Genomic DNA, 16,883 nt, shown 5'->3' with positions numbered 1-16,883 from the left:
AGGGGTTCGGGGTTGGAAGTGCGTGGTGTTTCTTTCATCGTAATCGGCTTTAGGGGTAATGAAAGCAAATGGTATGTATGCCGACGGCTCGTTTAAGTTTTAGCATCCTCTCTTTGTGAGTGAGGAGCAGAAGTCCAGCAGCTTTTTATAGAAAACGTGACGGCTCAAGGTTTCCGCGTCTCCCAGTATCACCAGTTTCATTCTGGCACGGGTGATGGCTACGTTCATTCTTCTCAAGTCATTCAGGAATCCTATCTGTCCTTCGTTGTTGGCACGAACCAAGCTGATGAAGATGACATCGCGTTCTTGTCCCTGAAAACCATCTACCGTATGTACGGTGAACAAGCTGCGGTAAGGCTTTAAAGAGGCATCACCTTTTATCTTATTGCGAAGGTATTGCACTTGTGCTTTGTAGGGAGAGATGATACCGAAGTCAATCCTTTCTTCCAGAATACGGTTCCCGCCGATTCGCTCTATATAGGCCTTCAGTTGCGACAGAAGCAAATCGGCTTCCGCCTTATTGATGCGCCCGAAAGTTTCTCCTACAAACTCCTCCTTGAAATCCATTCGGGAGGTGTCTATCCAGCTAATAGGGATGTCCCAGTCAAGAATGCCTCGGTAGCACACTTCGGGAGCAGCTTCCAGTTCATTGTTATAGAACCATTGGGAAGAGAACCTCATGATGTCTTCGTGCATGCGATACTGCACTTTCAATAAAGAGACGACCGATGGCTTATTAGTTACGGTTTTCTCCATCAACGTTTGTTCCAGACCTCGACGGGCAGCCTCGTGGCACTTTATGGTAGGTGGCAGTTGGCAATGGTCGCCGGCCAATATTACGCGGTCTGCTTTGCGGATGGCTATCCAGCAGGCGGCTTCGAGGGCTTGGGCGGCTTCGTCGATAAACAGCGTGCCGAAGCGGCGTCCGTTGAGCAGGCGGTGGTTACTGCTCACCAAGGTGGATGCAATGACGTGTGCGCTGTCGAAAAGTTCGGCATTGATTTGTATTTCGAGTGCCGTGGCACGGTCGCGCAGGCGACTCATGCGGTTGCGCACGCTTTCGCGCTCGTCGTAGCTGCCCCGGCGGGCACGTCCGCCCAGCTCGCGCAGATTCTTTCGGATGCTCCATAATTCGGAATAGAGAGGGTGATTCTCAAAACGTCGTTCGTAGGTGAAGGAGAGCATTTTGTCGTTCACGCGGGTAGGGTTGCCGATGCGCAGCACATTAACGCCCCTGTCCACTAATTTCTCCGATATCCAGTCGACGGCCGTGTTGCTTTGGGCGCACACTAATACCTGAGGTTCGCGGTGCAGTGTCTCGTAGATGGCTTCTACAAGCGTAGTCGTTTTCCCCGTGCCCGGAGGGCCATGCACGATGGATACGTCGCGGGCGCACAACACCTTGTTCACTGCCGTTTCCTGCGTAGCGTTCAGCCACGGGAAGCGCACCGGATAGAGTTCCCTGAATCCGACTTTCGCACTGCCCAGCAAGATGTCTCGCAGTTCGGCCAGCCGGTTGCCTTTGGCACGAAGCGTGTCTTCCAATGCTTCGAACATGGTGCGGTAGGACGTTTCGTCGAAGTAGAGTTGCACGCCGAGGTTATCGGCGGCCTGCACCTCCATGATGGCGCCCGCTCCGGGCATCACTGCCACCATGCGCGTGTCGTCGGCATAGCTGACGGTAGCGGTGAAATTCATATAGATGATTTTCCCATCGGCCGATTGGCGGAAGAAACAGATGGGGCGTCCGAACTCGAAACTGTGTTCTATGTCGGTGTCTTCAGTGCGCGTAATCTCTATTACCAACTGATTCAACGAATTGTAGTAACTCCGTCCCGGAGTGGCGGGATGCCAGCAAAGTCCCCGTTTGACTTTTCGGGCAACACCCATGTTCTCTGTCTGCCTCTTGAATTCTTCCTTTTCGTATTCATACTCCATGCGCAGCAAGTTTTGTTGCCGTTGGAGGTGTATGATGGGGCTGTTCGTTTCTTGTTCTTTCATGCCTGCAAAGGTAGTTATTCTTAGAGCATGTTTTAAATTTTCCTCACAAGTTTTTCTGTCTCTTTTGAGCTTCTTTTCGGTCGGTTCCCTTCTTTTGGCTTGCGGGATAACTCTTTATGCTCCTACCTGGGTTCGGGATAAGAAGCAGGTCGATACCCTCACCGGCGGCTTGTGTTTTAAAGTCGAAGCGCATTGGTTATCAGACGTTTGCCCCTGTCCTGTCAGACACTTGCCTCTGACGGCTCAAACACTTGTGTCTGTCACGTCAAACACAAGTGTCTGTCGGATTGGACACTTGCCTCTGTCACGACAAAGGCTTGCAGCTGTCAAAACAGGGGGGGAGGAGGGCAGGTGGGCGTAAAAGCTCTCTTCTGCCCGGCCGCTGTAAACCGGTGCATTCAAGAAATATCTGCCCGATAGGATGCAGCCCCAATCTTCAGCAAAAGAAACCGTTTCTCCCTCAGGTACACTCCTCTTGCAAACAGAATAATATCCTTTAAAGATTTGCCGAATGATACTGAGCAAAAAACAGAAAGACTTTCCGTTTTTATGTCACAAAACAGCTTTTTTGGTTAAACTCTTTACCTTTTTGCTTTGTTAAACCTTTTAATTGTAATCTTTATAAAATTGGAATATTAAGAAAGTAAGGCTATGGTTTATGATTTAACGATGCTCAAGACGTTCTATGCAAGCTATGTAGGAAAGATTGAACATATCCGGAATATATTGCAACGTCCGATGACTTTAACAGAGAAAATATTATATGCCCATTTATATGATGAGCGTAAGGTAAAAGACTACGGACGGGGGGAAGAGTATGTAAATTTCCGTCCCGACCGCGTGGCCATGCAGGATGCCACGGCACAAATGGCTTTATTGCAATTCATGAATGCCGGTCGTGAACAGGTTGCCGTGCCCTCTACCGTTCATTGCGACCATCTGATTCAAGCCAACAAAGGGGCTGAAGAGGATATCGCTACCGCTACGAAAACGAATGAAGAAGTCTATGATTTTCTTTGCAATGTTTCTTCGCGCTACGGTATCGGCTTTTGGCAGCCCGGGGCAGGCATCATTCATCAGGTGGTGCTTGAAAACTATGCGTTTCCGGGCGGAATGATGGTAGGTACCGATTCTCATACGCCTAATGCCGGAGGCTTGGGCATGGTGGCCATCGGCGTGGGTGGAGCCGATGCCGTGGATGTGATGACCGGCATGGAATGGGAACTGAAGATGCCGCGCCTGATAGGAGTGCGCCTGACCGGGACATTGAGCGGTTGGGTTGCTCCTAAAGACGTTATACTGAAATTGGCAGGTATTCTTACCGTGAAAGGAGGGACGAATGCCATCATTGAATACTTCGGGCCGGGAACAGCGTCGCTGTCGGCCACCGGAAAGGCCACCATCTGCAACATGGGTGCGGAAGTAGGAGCCACTACCTCGCTTTTCCCTTACGATGAACGCATGGATATTTACTTAAAGGCCACCGGGCGTGCGGAAGTGGCGGCAATGGCGGCCGAAGTTGCGGCCGAGCTTCGCGCAGACGAGGAGGTGATGGCAAATCCGGAAAAGTACTACGACCGCATTATCGAAATAGACCTCTCGGCATTGGAGCCTTACGTCAACGGTCCGTTTACCCCCGATGCGGCAACGCCGATATCGAAGTTTGCCGAAGCGGTAGTGGCGAACAATTATCCGCGCAAGATGGAGGTGGGCCTGATTGGCTCGTGCACCAATTCGTCCTATCAGGATTTGAGCCGTGCAGCTTCCGTTGCCCGCCAAGTGAAGGAAAAGAATCTGAAAGTGGCCTCTCCGTTGATTGTCAATCCCGGTTCGGAGCAGATACGCGCAACGGCTGACCGAGACGGGATGATTGCCGCTTTTGAGGGGATTGGCGCAACGATTATGGCCAATGCCTGCGGCCCTTGCATCGGCCAGTGGAAACGCCACACCGATGACCCCGAACGCAAAAACTCCATTGTCACCTCCTTCAACCGTAATTTTGCGAAACGTGCCGACGGCAATCCGAATACGTTTGCCTTTGTGGCTTCTCCTGAGATGACCATGGCGCTGACCATTGCGGGCGATCTCTGCTTTAACCCTCTGCGCGACACATTGGCGAATGCCGACGGAGAACAGGTGAAACTATCCGAACCGGTCGGAGAGGAATTGCCCCGGAATGGCTTTATCGGTGGTCGCGAAGGCTATCTTGCACCCGGTGGAGCGAAGACGGAGATTGCGGTCGATGCCCGTTCGGAGCGTTTGCAGTTGCTTGCTCCGTTTCCGGCGTGGGACGGCGAAGAGTTGCCTGAGATGCCTTTACTGATTAAGGTAAAGGGAAAATGTACCACTGACCATATTTCGATGGCCGGGCCGTGGCTTCGTTTTCGCGGACATCTGGAGAATATCTCGGATAATATGCTGATGGGGGCTGTCAATGCCTTCAACGGAGAGACAAATAGTGTCTGGAACCGTTCCACCCATACGTACGAAACGGTATCGGGCACAGCCAAGATGTATAAGTCCGAAGGTATTCGCACCATTGTCGTGGCCGAAGAAAATTACGGTGAGGGTTCCAGTCGCGAACATGCTGCCATGGAGCCGCGTTTCCTGAACGTGCGTGTCATTCTGGCAAAAAGCTTTGCCCGCATCCACGAGACGAATTTGAAGAAACAAGGCATGTTGGCATTGACATTCATCGATAAGTCGGATTATGACCGGATTCGGGAGCGCGACCTGATTTCAGTCACCGACTTGAAAAAACTTGCTCCGGGAAGCCGGCTGACGGTTGCTCTTCATCACGAAGACGGCAGTAGCGAGAGTTTTGAAGTACAACATACATATAATGAACAGCAGATTGGTTGGTTCCGTGCCGGCTCTGCTCTTAATGCACGATAGATTATGGAAAAAATTACCGTACCGTTTATTACCGGAGATGGAGTGGGGAAGGAAGTGACCCCGTCCATGCAGATTGTTGTGAATGCTTCTGTCAAGAAAGCCTATGGCGACCGCAGAGGCATCGAATGGAAAGAAGTGCCGGCGGGCGAACAGGCTTTCAATGAAACCGGCTCGTGGCTGCCGGAAGAGACGATGGAAGCTTTCCGTACCTACAAAGTGGGTATCAAAGGGCCGTTGACTACGCCCGTCGGAGGCGGAATCCGTTCTTTGAATGTGGCGTTGCGCCAGACGCTCGATTTATACGTTTGTCAGCGTCCCGTGCGTTGGTATAAGGGCATCGTTTCGCCGGTGAAAGAGCCGCAGAAGGTGGATATGTGTGTGTTTCGCGAGAATACCGAAGATATTTATGCCGGCATAGAGTGGGAGGCCGGAACTCCTGAAGCCGAGAAGTTCTGCCGTTTCCTGCACGACGAAATGGGAGTGACGAAAGTCCGTTTCCCCGAATCGTCCTCGTTTGGCGTGAAACCGGTATCGAAAGAAGGCACGGAGCGTCTGGTGCGTGCCGCTTGCCGCTATGCCCTCGACCATCAGTTGCCTTCCGTGACATTGGTGCACAAGGGAAACATCATGAAGTTCACGGAGGGAGGTTTCAAGAAATGGGGCTACGAACTGGCCGAACGGGAATTCGGCAAAGAAATAGCGGAAGGGCGGCTGGTTATCAAGGATTGCATTGCCGATGCTTTCCTGCAAAACACCTTGCTTATTCCCGAAGAGTACTCCGTCATTGCTACGCTGAACCTGAACGGCGACTACATCTCCGACCAATTGGCCGCTATGGTGGGCGGAATAGGCATCGCTCCGGGAGCAAACATCAACTATCGGACAGGGCATGCCATTTTTGAGGCTACGCACGGAACGGCTCCGAACATTGCGGGCAAGGACATCGTGAATCCTTGTTCCATCATCTTGTCGGCAGTGATGATGCTTGATTTTTTAGGTTGGCAGGGAGCCGCCTCGTTGATAGAAAAGGCATTGGAGGACAGTTTCACGGAAGGCCGTGCAACAGCCGATTTGGCCCGTTTCATGCCCGGAGGCGTTTCGCTCGGCACTTCGGCCTTTACAGAAGAAATTGTGCAAAGAATAGCGAAACAGTAATAAAACAAGAATACTCCTCAGCCTCTCTCTTCTATCGGGGGTAGGAGAAAAGTTATAATAATAAGTAGATATCATGAAAAAGGAATATTTGATTTATAAGCTTTCCGAAGATCTGAAGGAAGCTGCCCGTATCGAGAACGAATTGTTCAGGAAGTTTGATGTGAAACGCGGTTTGCGTAATGAAGACGGTACGGGCGTATTGGTGGGCTTGACCAAAATTGGTAATGTGGTAGGTTACGAGCGCATTTCCGGCGGGGGACTGAAACCCATTCCCGGCAAGCTGTTCTACCGCGGTTATGATGTGGAAGATTTGGCGCATGCCGTTATCAAGGAGAAACGATTCGGCTTTGAAGAAGTGGCCTACTTGCTGCTTTCCGGCCGTCTGCCCGACAAGGAGGAGCTGGCTTCTTTCTGCGAACTGATTAATGACAATATGCCGTTGGAGCAGAAAACAAAGATGAATATCATCGAACTCGAAGGGAATAACATCATGAATATCCTCTCGCGCAGCGTGCTCGAGATGTATCGTTTCGACCCGTATGCCGACGATACCTCCCGCGACAACCTGATGCGGCAAAGCATCGAGCTTATCTCTAAGTTCCCAACCATTATTGCCTATGCCTACAATATGCTCCGCCATGCCACTCATGGACGCTCATTGCATATCCGTCATCCGCAGGAGAATCTTTCCATTGCCGAGAACTTCCTATATATGTTGAAAAAAGATTATACGGAACTGGATGCCCGCACGCTCGACCTGTTGCTGGTGCTTCAGGCCGAACATGGCGGTGGTAATAACTCGACCTTCACCGTGCGTGTCACCTCTTCTACCGGAACAGATACTTACTCGGCCATTGCGGCAGGTATCGGTTCTTTGAAAGGCCCGCTTCACGGTGGCGCCAATATTCAGGTGGCCGATATGTTCCACCATTTGCAGGCAAACATCCGGGATTGGACGAGTGTCGATGAGATTGACACCTATTTTACCCGGATGCTCAATAAAGAGGTGTACAATAAGACCGGATTGATTTATGGCATCGGCCATGCCGTCTATACCATTTCCGATCCGCGCGCCATTCTGCTGAAAGAGCTTGCCCGCGACCTTGCCCGCGAAAAAGGCAAAGAACGTGAGTTTGCGTTTCTGGAGCTGTTGGAAGAGCGTGCCATCGACGTCTTCGGTCGTGTGAAGAACAATGGAAAGACCGTTTCAAGCAACGTCGATTTCTATTCAGGATTTGTTTACGAACTGATTGGATTGCCGCAGGAAATCTTTACTCCGCTGTTTGCCATGGCGCGCATTGTGGGTTGGTGCGCCCATCGCAATGAAGAACTGAATTTTGAAGGGAAGCGCATCATTCGTCCTGCTTATAAAAATGTGTTGGACGACGTGACGTATATACCCATCAAGAAACGGTGAGGCATATCTCCCGTTTTTGGGGATAATCCGAAGATACGACAGGCGAACTCCTCCTGTTTGCATTCAACGTAATTCGGCACTTTGCACTTGTGCAATCCTAAGCCCGCACTTGGTCGGGCGTATGCCCACACTTTAATGAGGGTAAGCCCACACTTTAGGAGGCGTATGCCCGCACTTTAAGGGAGGTAAGCCCACACCTTGGGAAAGGTAAGTCCGCGCTTTGGGAAAGGTGATCCGGGCTATGGATAAAGATGACTTGAAAAAATACGGATTATGCAGGGGAGGATTTACGGAAAAATTATCCTTATCCGTGAAAGCTGCATAATCCGTACTGTTTTTATCTGCATACAAGGAAAGTCCGAATCTTCTCTGCATGCGTGTTTGGATTTCTATCAGATGGATAGTTCTCTCAAGACATTGACGAGTTCTTTTTTTATCGGCTTGTCATTCTTGATGGCTTTGGTGAAGGGAACATATACCACCTCGTCGTGCTCGATTCCAATCATGACATTGCGCTGTCCTTCCATGATGGCATCGATGGCTGCCGCACCCAAACGGCTGGCAAGGATACGGTCGTGTGCCGTGGGACTTCCGCCTCGCTGCAAATGTCCGAGAATGGTGACGCGCACGTCATATTGGGGATATTCGTTCTTTACGCGTTCTGCATAGTGCATGGCGCCGCCTGTCAGCTCGCTTTCAGCCACCAATACGATGCTGCTGTTCTTGGACTTCCGGAATCCGTTCTTGATAAATTCTTCCAATTGATCCACTTCCGTACTGAATTCCGGGATGATGGCCGCTTCTGCTCCGGAAGCAATGGCGCCGTTCAAGGCAAGGAAGCCGGCATCGCGCCCCATCACTTCCACAAAGAACAGACGTTCGTGCGAAGTGGCCGTATCGCGAATCTTGTCGACAGCATCCAGAATCGTATTCAATGCCGTGTCATACCCGATGGTGGTATCTGTTCCATACAAATCGTTGTCGATGGTTCCCGGCAATCCGATGCAAGGCACGTCGAACTCTTGAGCAAAGATGCGGGCGCCGGTCAGGGAGCCGTCTCCACCAATGATCACCAAAGCGTCGATACCTTCTTTCTTCATGTTTTCGTATGCAATCTGCCGCCCTTCGGGAGTGGTGAACTCTTTACAGCGTGCCGTCTTTAGGATAGTGCCTCCCAATTGGATGATGTTGCTGACATTCTGGCTTTTGAATTCTTTGATTTCGCCTGTCACCAAGCCTTTGTAACCTCTATATATGCCTTTCACTGATAGTCCGTTGTAAATAGCGGTACGTGTCACGGCCCGTATAGCCGCATTCATTCCCGGAGCATCGCCTCCCGATGTCAAGATGCCAATACACTTAACCATTCCCATAACAATCTTTTGTTTAGTGTTAATAATTGCCGCACATCCGTGTGCATGCCTGTTTTTTTTGATGGCGCAAAGATAATAAAAAGCTGAAGCTGTGGTTGATAATTTACGTTAATTTGCTGTTCCAAACGGATGACAAACAGACCTTAAAGTTTCGACTTTATTGCTTCGGAAATTTCCTCCATCAGCCACTTCGGGGTGGAAGTAGCTCCGCAAAGGCCGATGGAATTTGCGCCTGCAAGCAGAGATTGGTCTATCTCTTCGGCATTATCTACCAGATGCGAATTGGGGTTGACTTTCTTACACTCGCTGAAGAGCATTTTACCGTTGGAACTTTTCTTGCCGCTGACAAAAAAGATTAAGTCGTGCGAAGCTGCAAATCGCCGGATGTTGGGTATTCGGTTGGCCACTTGCCGGCAGATGGTGTCGTATGATTCGAATGTGACATCCGGGGATATATGTCCTTCGATGTATTTCACAATATCTCCGAACCCGTCTAAGGACTTGGTCGTTTGAGAATAGAGGCGGATATCTTTGCTGAAATCCAGTTTTTTTACTTCTGCCGGCTTCTCGATGACGATTGCTTCTCCTGAAGTTTGCCCTACCAGTCCCAAAACTTCGGCGTGTCCGTTCTTCCCATAGATAACAATCTGTTTGTCTTTGTTGTCATCCTTACTATGCTCCTGTCTTATTCTCTTTTGCAGACGGAGTACGACCGGGCAGGTGGCATCAATGATTTCAATATTGTTCTGCCGGGCTGTTTCATACGTCTCAGGTGGTTCTCCGTGGGCACGCAGCAACACTTTGGCATTGTGCAGGCGGTTGAATTCGTCGTGATTGATTGTTATTAAGCCCATTGCTTTCAGGCGCTCCACTTCGCGGCTGTTGTGCACGATGTCTCCCAGACAATACAGGGTTTCCCCTTTTGCCAGTTCCTCTTCGGCTTTATGTATTGCGGTGACAACTCCGAAACAAAAGCCTGACCCTTCGTCTATTTCCACTTTTGCCATAACAGATTCCGTTTTTTCTATGTGTAATGTCGGTGTCTGCTCCGTACCTTATAGATACGGAGTTGACACGGAGCGGATATGTTATCTCGCTTTATTTGCTTTCTGTAACCCGTTTGAACTGTTCGGCCAGCCATTCTTTTTGCTGGAGAATGGTCATGTGGCTGTTATCCAGCAGTAAGGCATCATCGGCCTTACGGAGTGGGCTTACTTCGCGGTTTTGATCGATATAATCCCTTTGTTTTACATTTTCAAGAATCTCGTCGAAGCAGGCTTCTTCTCCTTTGGCTTTCAGCTCATCGTAGCGACGCTGTGCTCGGATTTCGGGAGTAGCCGTTACGAAGATTTTCAGTTCGGCATCCGGAAATACGGTGGTGCCGATGTCTCGCCCATCCATGACAATGCCTTTGGCTTTTCCCATTTCCTGCTGTTGCGCTACCATGGCTTTACGTACAAAGTCCAGTGTGGCAATGGGACTGACACGTGATGAGACTTCCATTGTACGTATCTTATCTTCCACATTTACACCATTCAGATAAGTGTCCGGTCGTCCGGTTTCCGGATTCAAACGGAAAGAAATATGGATATCATCGATTAGCTTTTTCAGCTTTTCCGTATCTATACGGTCGTCCTGAAAAATGCCATTCTTTATGCTATATAGTGTAACTGCACGGTACATGGCGCCACTGTCTATATATATATAACCAATTTCATGGGCAAGGTCTTTGGCCATGGTGCTTTTCCCACAAGAGGAAAAACCATCGATTGCTATTGTTATCTTTTTCATAATTCTTTGTGCACTAAGTAATATAATAGGGTGATACCTACAAAAAGAAAATCTCAATGTTGCATTAAAAATCCTGCCAAAGATACGGCATTTTTAAAATATCTCGCTACATTTGTGCCACAAAAGCATGTGTAGGCTTTTGAAGGATTAAAAAAATGAAAATGAAAAGTCCTTTGTGTGAAAAAAGGCAACGGGATATGTGCATTTATAGGAAAAGTGCTATATTTGCCCCAAATGGGAAACACTAATTATATAACAATAGATTATGGAAATTAAGAAATCACCTAAGGCAGACTTGGAGAACAAAAAGTCGACTTGGCTGTTGGTCGGTTATGTAATTGTGCTCGCTTTCATGTTTGTAGCGTTTGAATGGACAAAACGCGATATCAAGATTGATACGAGCCAGGCTCTTACCGACTTAGTATTTGAAGAGGAAATCGTTCCTATTACGGAGCAACCGGAACAGGTTACTCCTCCACCTCCCGAAGCTCCTTCCATTGCGGAAACGTTGACCATTGTGGAGAATGAAGCTGACGTTCAGGAAACAGCAATTGTATCTTCCGAAGAATTGAACCAAGCTGTAACAATCAAATATGTTCCTGTGACTGTGGCAGAAGAAGAACCGGAAGAACAGACAATCTTCGAGGTTGTAGAGAATATGCCGGAATTCCCACAGGGTGGTATGGCAGGTTTGATGCAGTATTTGAGCAAAAACATTAAGTATCCCACTATTGCACAAGAAAACGGAACTCAAGGTCGTGTGACCGTACAGTTTGTGGTTAACAAAGACGGTGGTATCGTCGACGCTAAAGTGCTGAGAGGTGTTGACCCGTATTTGGACAAAGAGGCTGTCCGTGTGATTATGGGTATGCCGAAGTGGAAACCGGGTATGCAACGTGGTAAACCGGTACGTGTGAAATATACGGTACCTGTAACCTTTAGATTGCAGTAAAAGATATCTGAAATGGAAAGAGGCTGCCGGAATGCAGCCTTTTTTCTTTACCTCTGTTCCTTAAATTTTGAAAAGAAGAGAATGTTTGCAGCTTCTACGCTTTTAGAAAGAATCAATGCTCATATTTCGGCATTGCAGTTCACCCGTACCCCTCAGGGATTGTACACCCCTATTGCTTATGTCCTGTCAATGGGTGGAAAAAGAATTCGTCCGGTGCTGATGCTGATGGCCTACAATCTGTATCGCGAAGACATAACCCGTATATTTGCTCCGGCTACGGGCATCGAGGTATATCATAACTATACGCTTTTGCACGACGACTTGATGGATCGTGCTGACCGCCGTCGCGGAAAGGATACGGTACATCGAGTGTGGGGCGACAATACGGCTATCCTTTCGGGTGATGCAATGCTTGTGATGGCCTATCAATTCATGGCTCAATGTCCGGAAGAAAATCTGAAGGAGGTGATGGAGCTTTTCAGTCGGACAGCATTGGAGATCTGTGAAGGACAACAATTGGATATGGAGTTTGAACGACGGAAAGACGTGACAGAGGAGGAGTATCTGGAGATGATACGCCTGAAGACGTCAGTGTTGCTGGCTGCAAGTTTAAAGATCGGTGCTCTTTTAGGTGGTGCTTCTGTCGAAGATGCAGAATATTTGTATGATTTCGGTATGAATCTGGGTGTTGCTTTTCAATTGAAAGATGATTTTCTGGATGTTTATGGTGATGCAGCTGTTTTCGGAAAAAATATTGGAGGCGATATCTTGTGCAACAAGAAGACCTATATGTTGATAAAGGCGTTTGAACATGCGGATGATGAGCAATGTCGGCAACTGAATGCATGGGTGGATGCCATTTCGTTCTCTCCGGCGGAAAAAATAGCAGCGGTCACTGATTTGTACAATAAGATCGGTGTCAGAGAACTCTGTGAACAAAAAATGAAGGAGTATTCTGAATGTGCGATGAAGAGCCTTGCGGCTGTTAAAGTGACGGACGAAAAGAAAAAGGAACTCGAACTGTTGATGACTGAACTGATGCATAGAGAAGTATAATAATAAACCGGGATAAGCATGCCATATAGAAGATTGCCGAATACAGACCAAGCAAGGATACGGGCACTGAAAGCAGTGGTCGTCAAGGGAGAGGTGTGTAACGTCTATGATTTGGCCGTGTCTTTGAAAAGCCTGACCGAGGCCCGTAATTTTCTTACCAAGTTTGAGGCGGCGCAAGCTTATTACATGGAATGTTTTGAACGTCAGGCGCAAGCCGGACGTAAGCATCTGATGAATGTGAAGACAGCTCGTCTGTATCTTTCCCATTTTATTCAGGTCTTGCATTTGGCTGTCATACGCTCGGAAGTGCGCACGGCGCATTTGGCATATTATGGCTTGGAAGATAGTAAGAATAATGTGCCGGATTTGTCCACAGAGTCGGCATTGGTGGAATGGGGGCGCAAAATAGTGGATGGGGAGACACGGCGTATTTCTCAAGGGGGCATACCGATCTACAATCCCACAATAGCGAAAGTCAGGGTGCATTATGATATTTTCATGGATAGTTATGAGAAGCAACGGAATTATCAGTCTTTAACGGCACGTAGTCTGGAAACTTTAGCATCAATGCGCGCAGAGGCGGATGGGTTGATTCTGGATATTTGGAATCAGGTTGAAGAAAAGTATATAGAGGTTTCCCCCAATGAAGTACGGTTGGATTTGTGCCGCGATTACGGACTTGTGTATTATTACCGTTCCGGAGAGAAACGTTAGGAGCAAACTGAAAAATGAGATTAGTTGATTCACATTCCCATCTTTTTTTAGAAGAATTCAAGGAGGATTTACCGCAAGTGATGGCTCGTGCCCGTGCTGCGGGGGTCACGCATATCTTTATGCCTAATATTGACAGTACCACTATCGAACCGATGCTTCGAGTGTGCAGAGCGTATAAGGGATACTGTTATCCGATGATAGGCTTACATCCCACCTCTGTGAATGCAGATTATGTGCAGGAATTGGAAGTGATGGCCCGGGAACTGGACTCATCGAAGGAATATGTAGCGATTGGAGAGATCGGCATGGATTTATATTGGGACAAAACCTTTCTGAAAGAGCAGGAAATGGCGCTGAACAGGCAGATTGAATGGGCTTTGGAATATGACTTGCCGGTGGTGATTCATTGTCGGGAGGCGTTTGACTATATATATAATGTATTGAAACCTTATCAGGATACTACCCTCAGAGGTATTTTCCATAGTTTCACGGGAACATTGGAGGAAGCTTGCCGAATTATGGAGTTCCCTGATTTTGTGATTGGTATCAATGGGGTGGTTACTTTTAAAAAAACTACTTTACCCGAAGTTTTGAAAGAAATTCCGCTGGAACGCATTGTGTTAGAGACAGATTCGCCCTATCTGACGCCGGCTCCCAATCGAGGCAAGAGGAATGAGAGTGCATACCTCAAAGATACACTGCTGAAGGTGGCTCAAGTGTACGATTGCTCTCCGGAATACGTGGCACAGCTTACTTCTGACGCTGTATTTAAGGTGTTCAGAGTGCTTGAATAACCTCACGAAGATTTTAAAGTTTATTAATTTTGATATTTTATTCAATATAAAACGAAGAGAATAGGCTGGAACAACAAAAAAAAGAATACATTTGTAGCTGAAATCACTTGTGGTTCGCATTTTTTTTGTAATTTGCACCCGTTTTCAGAGAAGGCGTACGAGGAGAGATGCTCGAGTGGTTGAAGAGGCACGCCTGGAAAGCGTGTATACCCCTAAAGGGTATCCGGGGTTCGAATCCCCGTCTCTCCGCAATTGAAAAAAAGAATATAAGAGATAAATAAATTATAATAAACAAATCAATTAATTAATCTTAAAAATTAGACACACAATGAAAAAGTTATTTGCAATTGTTGCTGTGATGGGAGTCTTAACATTTGGCTCAACTCAACTTGCTCAGGCTCAAGAAGCTCCTGCTGCTGAACAAACGGAACAAGCTGAAGCTGCTGCTGTAGCATCCGCTGCTGACGAAGCTGCTGCTCCTGCTGTTGTTGAAGGTGAAGAAGGTGGTATTCATAAAGAACTCAAAACAAAGTTTATTGAAGGTACTGCTTCTTTCATGAGCTTGGTTGCCATCGCATTGGTTATCGGTCTTGCTTTCTGTATTGAACGTATTATTTACTTGAGCTTGGCTGAAATTAATACTAAGAAGTTTATGGCTGCTGTTGAGGCTGCTTTGGAAAAAGGTGACGTTGAAGCCGCTAAAGACATTGCACGCAACACAAGAGGTCCTATCGCTTCTATCTACTATCAGGGTCTGATGAGAATCGATCAAGGTATTGATGTAGTAGAAAAATCTGTAGTATCTTACGGTGGTGTACAAGCCGGTTATTTGGAAAAAGGTTGCTCTTGGATCACATTGTTCATTGCAATGGCTCCGTCTTTGGGATTCTTGGGTACTGTAATCGGTATGGTTCAGGCATTTGATAAAATCCAACAAGTAGGTGATATCTCTCCGACGGTTGTAGCAGGTGGTATGAAGGTTGCTTTGATCACTACTATCTTCGGTTTGATCGTTGCTTTGATTCTGCAGGTGTTCTATAACTACATCCTGTCTAAGATTGAAGCTCTGACAAGTGAAATGGAAGACTCTTCTATCTCTCTGTTGGATATGGTTATCAAATATGACTTGAAATACAAAAAATAATTAAGATGGCTAAGTTATCATATAAAGTATCATATTACATACTCTACGCCATGTTTGCTGTCATTTTGGCAGTGTTGGGCTTGTTCTATTTCGGTGGAGATGCTCAGGGCGATGCAGTATTGGCGAGCGTTGACGCAGAAATGTGGCAACCGGCTCAAACAGACAGTTTGATCTTCTTGATGTACGGTTTGCTCTTTTTGGCAGTGGTTGCTACGGTGGTTGCTTTCTTGTTCCAATTTGGTTCGGCCTTGAAAGATAACCCGGGAAAAGCATTGAAGTCTTTAGTCGGTGTAATAATATTAGCTGCAGTGGTTATTGTAGCTTGGGTTATGGGTAGTGAGCAACCGCTCAATATTCCGGGTTATGATGGTGCAGATAATGTTCCTTTCTGGTTGAAGATTACTGATATGTTCCTTTACTCTATCTACATATTGTTTGGTGCAACAGTGCTTGCTATCATCTTTAGTAGTGTTAAGAAGAGATTATCATAACTAATTGGGGCAATCCCGATCTAAAAGTAATTACAATGGCAAAAGGAAAAAGAAAAGTACCTGATATTAACTCCAGTTCTACAGCGGATATTGCGTTCCTGTTGCTGATCTTTTTCTTGATTACAACATCTATGGATACTGACCGTGGTTTGGCAAGACGTTTGCCACCTCCGCCAGAAAAAGAACAGAAAATGGATGATGTGAAGAAGAAAGAACGTAACGTATTGCAAGTCTTCCTGAATATGAACGACCAGTTAATGTGTGGTAATGAATATATCAGTGTAGACCAATTGCGTGCAAAAACGAAAGAGTTTATTGCTAACCCGTATAATGATGAAACAAAACCGGAAAAGATCTCTAAGAATGTTGCTTTCTTCGGTACTGTTCAAGTTACGGATGGGCATGTGATTTCTTTGCGTTGTGACCGTGGCTCTTCATATAAGGCGTATTTGGCCGTACAGAACGAGTTAGTGGCAGCTTATAATGAGTTGCGCGATGAACTGGCTCAGGAAAAATGGCAGAAGAAATATGCAGATTTGGATGCAGAGCAACAAGATGCAATTCGTGAAATATATTCTCAGAAGATTTCTGAGGCAGAACCTAAAAAGTACGGAGAAAAGAAGTAATGGGAAAATTTAATAAGACTGGTAAACGTGAGATGCCGGCGTTGAACACTTCTTCTCTGCCTGACCTTATCTTCACCTTGTTGTTCTTCTTCATGATTGTAACAACGATGCGTGAGGTAACATTAAAGGTTGAGTTTAAGGTTCCGCAAGCCACAGAATTGGAAAAACTTGAAAAGAAATCTTTGGTTACGTTTATCTACGTAGGAAAACCTACTGCTGAGTTTCGTAAGAAATTAGGTAATGAGAGCCGTATCCAATTGAACGACAGCTATGCTGAAGTTGCTGAAATTCAGGATTACATTATTGGTGAACGTGCCAGTATGAAAGAGGAAGATCAGCCGCAAATGACTGTTTCTTTAAAAGTAGACCAAGATACGAAGATGGGTATCGTGACAGATATCAAAGAAGCTCTTCGTAAAGCTTATGCATTGAAACTTAACTACTCTGCGCAACCGCGTCAGTAAGTAGTCTCGG

General features: G+C 47.1%; 15 protein-coding genes and 1 tRNA gene. 12 read left to right on the top strand and 4 right to left on the bottom strand.

Annotation, left to right across the window (positions count from 1 at the left end; genetic code table 11):
* Positions 1–99: 99 nt before the first annotated feature.
* Positions 100–2,001 carry an AAA domain-containing protein gene (locus C3V43_RS05860; protein WP_106069002.1) on the bottom strand — a complete coding sequence of 634 codons (1,902 nt, stop codon included), beginning with the start codon at positions 1,999–2,001 and terminating at the stop codon, positions 100–102.
* Between the two features lie 651 nt (positions 2,002–2,652).
* Between C3V43_RS05860 and C3V43_RS05855 the strand changes: the two genes are divergently transcribed.
* The 3 genes from C3V43_RS05855 to C3V43_RS05845 all read left to right on the top strand — a co-directional run bounded on the left by C3V43_RS05855 (position 2,653) and on the right by C3V43_RS05845 (position 7,468).
* Complete coding sequence (locus C3V43_RS05855) at positions 2,653–4,896, top strand: aconitate hydratase (protein ID WP_106069001.1); 2,244 nt, start codon at positions 2,653–2,655, stop codon at positions 4,894–4,896.
* Positions 4,897–4,899: 3 nt separating this feature from the next.
* The gene (icd, locus tag C3V43_RS05850; protein WP_106069000.1) at positions 4,900–6,051 is read left to right on the top strand and encodes an NADP-dependent isocitrate dehydrogenase; all 1,152 of its coding nucleotides are present in this window, start codon (positions 4,900–4,902) and stop codon (positions 6,049–6,051) included.
* Between the two features lie 73 nt (positions 6,052–6,124).
* Positions 6,125–7,468 carry a citrate/2-methylcitrate synthase gene (locus C3V43_RS05845; RefSeq protein WP_106068999.1) on the top strand — a complete coding sequence of 448 codons (1,344 nt, stop codon included), beginning with the start codon at positions 6,125–6,127 and terminating at the stop codon, positions 7,466–7,468.
* 392 nt (positions 7,469–7,860) lie between these two features.
* On the opposite strand, the gene pfkA is transcribed toward C3V43_RS05845, so the two are convergent.
* The 3 genes from pfkA to cmk form a co-directional block, all read right to left on the bottom strand.
* Positions 7,861–8,841: a 6-phosphofructokinase gene (gene pfkA / locus C3V43_RS05840; RefSeq protein WP_106068998.1), complete on the bottom strand. Its 981-nt coding sequence runs from the start codon at positions 8,839–8,841 to the stop codon at positions 7,861–7,863.
* 143 nt (positions 8,842–8,984) lie between these two features.
* A complete protein-coding gene (locus C3V43_RS05835) occupies positions 8,985–9,848 on the bottom strand; it encodes a 4-hydroxy-3-methylbut-2-enyl diphosphate reductase (protein ID WP_106068997.1) in 864 nt (287 codons plus the stop codon).
* Positions 9,849–9,939: 91 nt separating this feature from the next.
* The gene (gene cmk / locus C3V43_RS05830; RefSeq protein WP_106068996.1) at positions 9,940–10,632 is read right to left on the bottom strand and encodes a (d)CMP kinase; all 693 of its coding nucleotides are present in this window, start codon (positions 10,630–10,632) and stop codon (positions 9,940–9,942) included.
* A gap of 265 nt (positions 10,633–10,897) precedes the next feature.
* Between cmk and C3V43_RS05825 the strand changes: the two genes are divergently transcribed.
* The 9 genes from C3V43_RS05825 (at position 10,898) to C3V43_RS05785 (ending at position 16,873) form a co-directional block, all read left to right on the top strand.
* A complete protein-coding gene (locus C3V43_RS05825) occupies positions 10,898–11,584 on the top strand; it encodes an energy transducer TonB (RefSeq protein ID WP_106068995.1) in 687 nt (228 codons plus the stop codon).
* Positions 11,585–11,665: 81 nt separating this feature from the next.
* Entirely contained in the window at positions 11,666–12,640 is a 975-nt protein-coding gene (locus C3V43_RS05820; RefSeq protein ID WP_106068994.1) for a polyprenyl synthetase family protein, read from the top strand.
* An 18-nt stretch (positions 12,641–12,658) separates the two neighbouring features.
* Positions 12,659–13,354, top strand: coding sequence for a hypothetical protein (locus C3V43_RS05815; RefSeq protein ID WP_106068993.1), 696 nt, complete (start codon positions 12,659–12,661; stop codon positions 13,352–13,354).
* 14 nt (positions 13,355–13,368) lie between these two features.
* The gene (locus C3V43_RS05810; RefSeq protein ID WP_106068992.1) at positions 13,369–14,148 is read left to right on the top strand and encodes a TatD family hydrolase; all 780 of its coding nucleotides are present in this window, start codon (positions 13,369–13,371) and stop codon (positions 14,146–14,148) included.
* Positions 14,149–14,309: 161 nt separating this feature from the next.
* Positions 14,310–14,397 (top strand) — tRNA-Ser (locus C3V43_RS05805).
* Between the two features lie 79 nt (positions 14,398–14,476).
* A complete protein-coding gene (locus tag C3V43_RS05800) occupies positions 14,477–15,292 on the top strand; it encodes a MotA/TolQ/ExbB proton channel family protein (protein WP_106068991.1) in 816 nt (271 codons plus the stop codon).
* A gap of 5 nt (positions 15,293–15,297) precedes the next feature.
* Positions 15,298–15,783 (top strand): hypothetical protein, encoded by a 486-nt coding sequence (locus C3V43_RS05795; RefSeq protein WP_106068990.1) that lies wholly within the window; start codon positions 15,298–15,300, stop codon positions 15,781–15,783.
* 35 nt (positions 15,784–15,818) lie between these two features.
* Positions 15,819–16,409 (top strand): ExbD/TolR family protein, encoded by a 591-nt coding sequence (locus tag C3V43_RS05790; RefSeq protein WP_106068989.1) that lies wholly within the window; start codon positions 15,819–15,821, stop codon positions 16,407–16,409.
* Positions 16,409–16,873, top strand: a complete 465-nt coding sequence (locus tag C3V43_RS05785; RefSeq protein WP_007210400.1) for an ExbD/TolR family protein — start codon at positions 16,409–16,411, stop codon at positions 16,871–16,873. The genes C3V43_RS05790 and C3V43_RS05785 overlap by 1 nt, the downstream gene beginning before the upstream one ends.
* Positions 16,874–16,883: the final 10 nt, after the last annotated feature.

It is taken from the genome of Prevotella heparinolytica (assembly GCF_002998535.1).
Lineage (GTDB): Bacteria > Bacteroidota > Bacteroidia > Bacteroidales > Bacteroidaceae > Bacteroides > Bacteroides heparinolyticus.
Note: the sequence above shows the minus strand (reverse complement) of the source record. Positions and strands in the feature narration are given on the sequence as shown.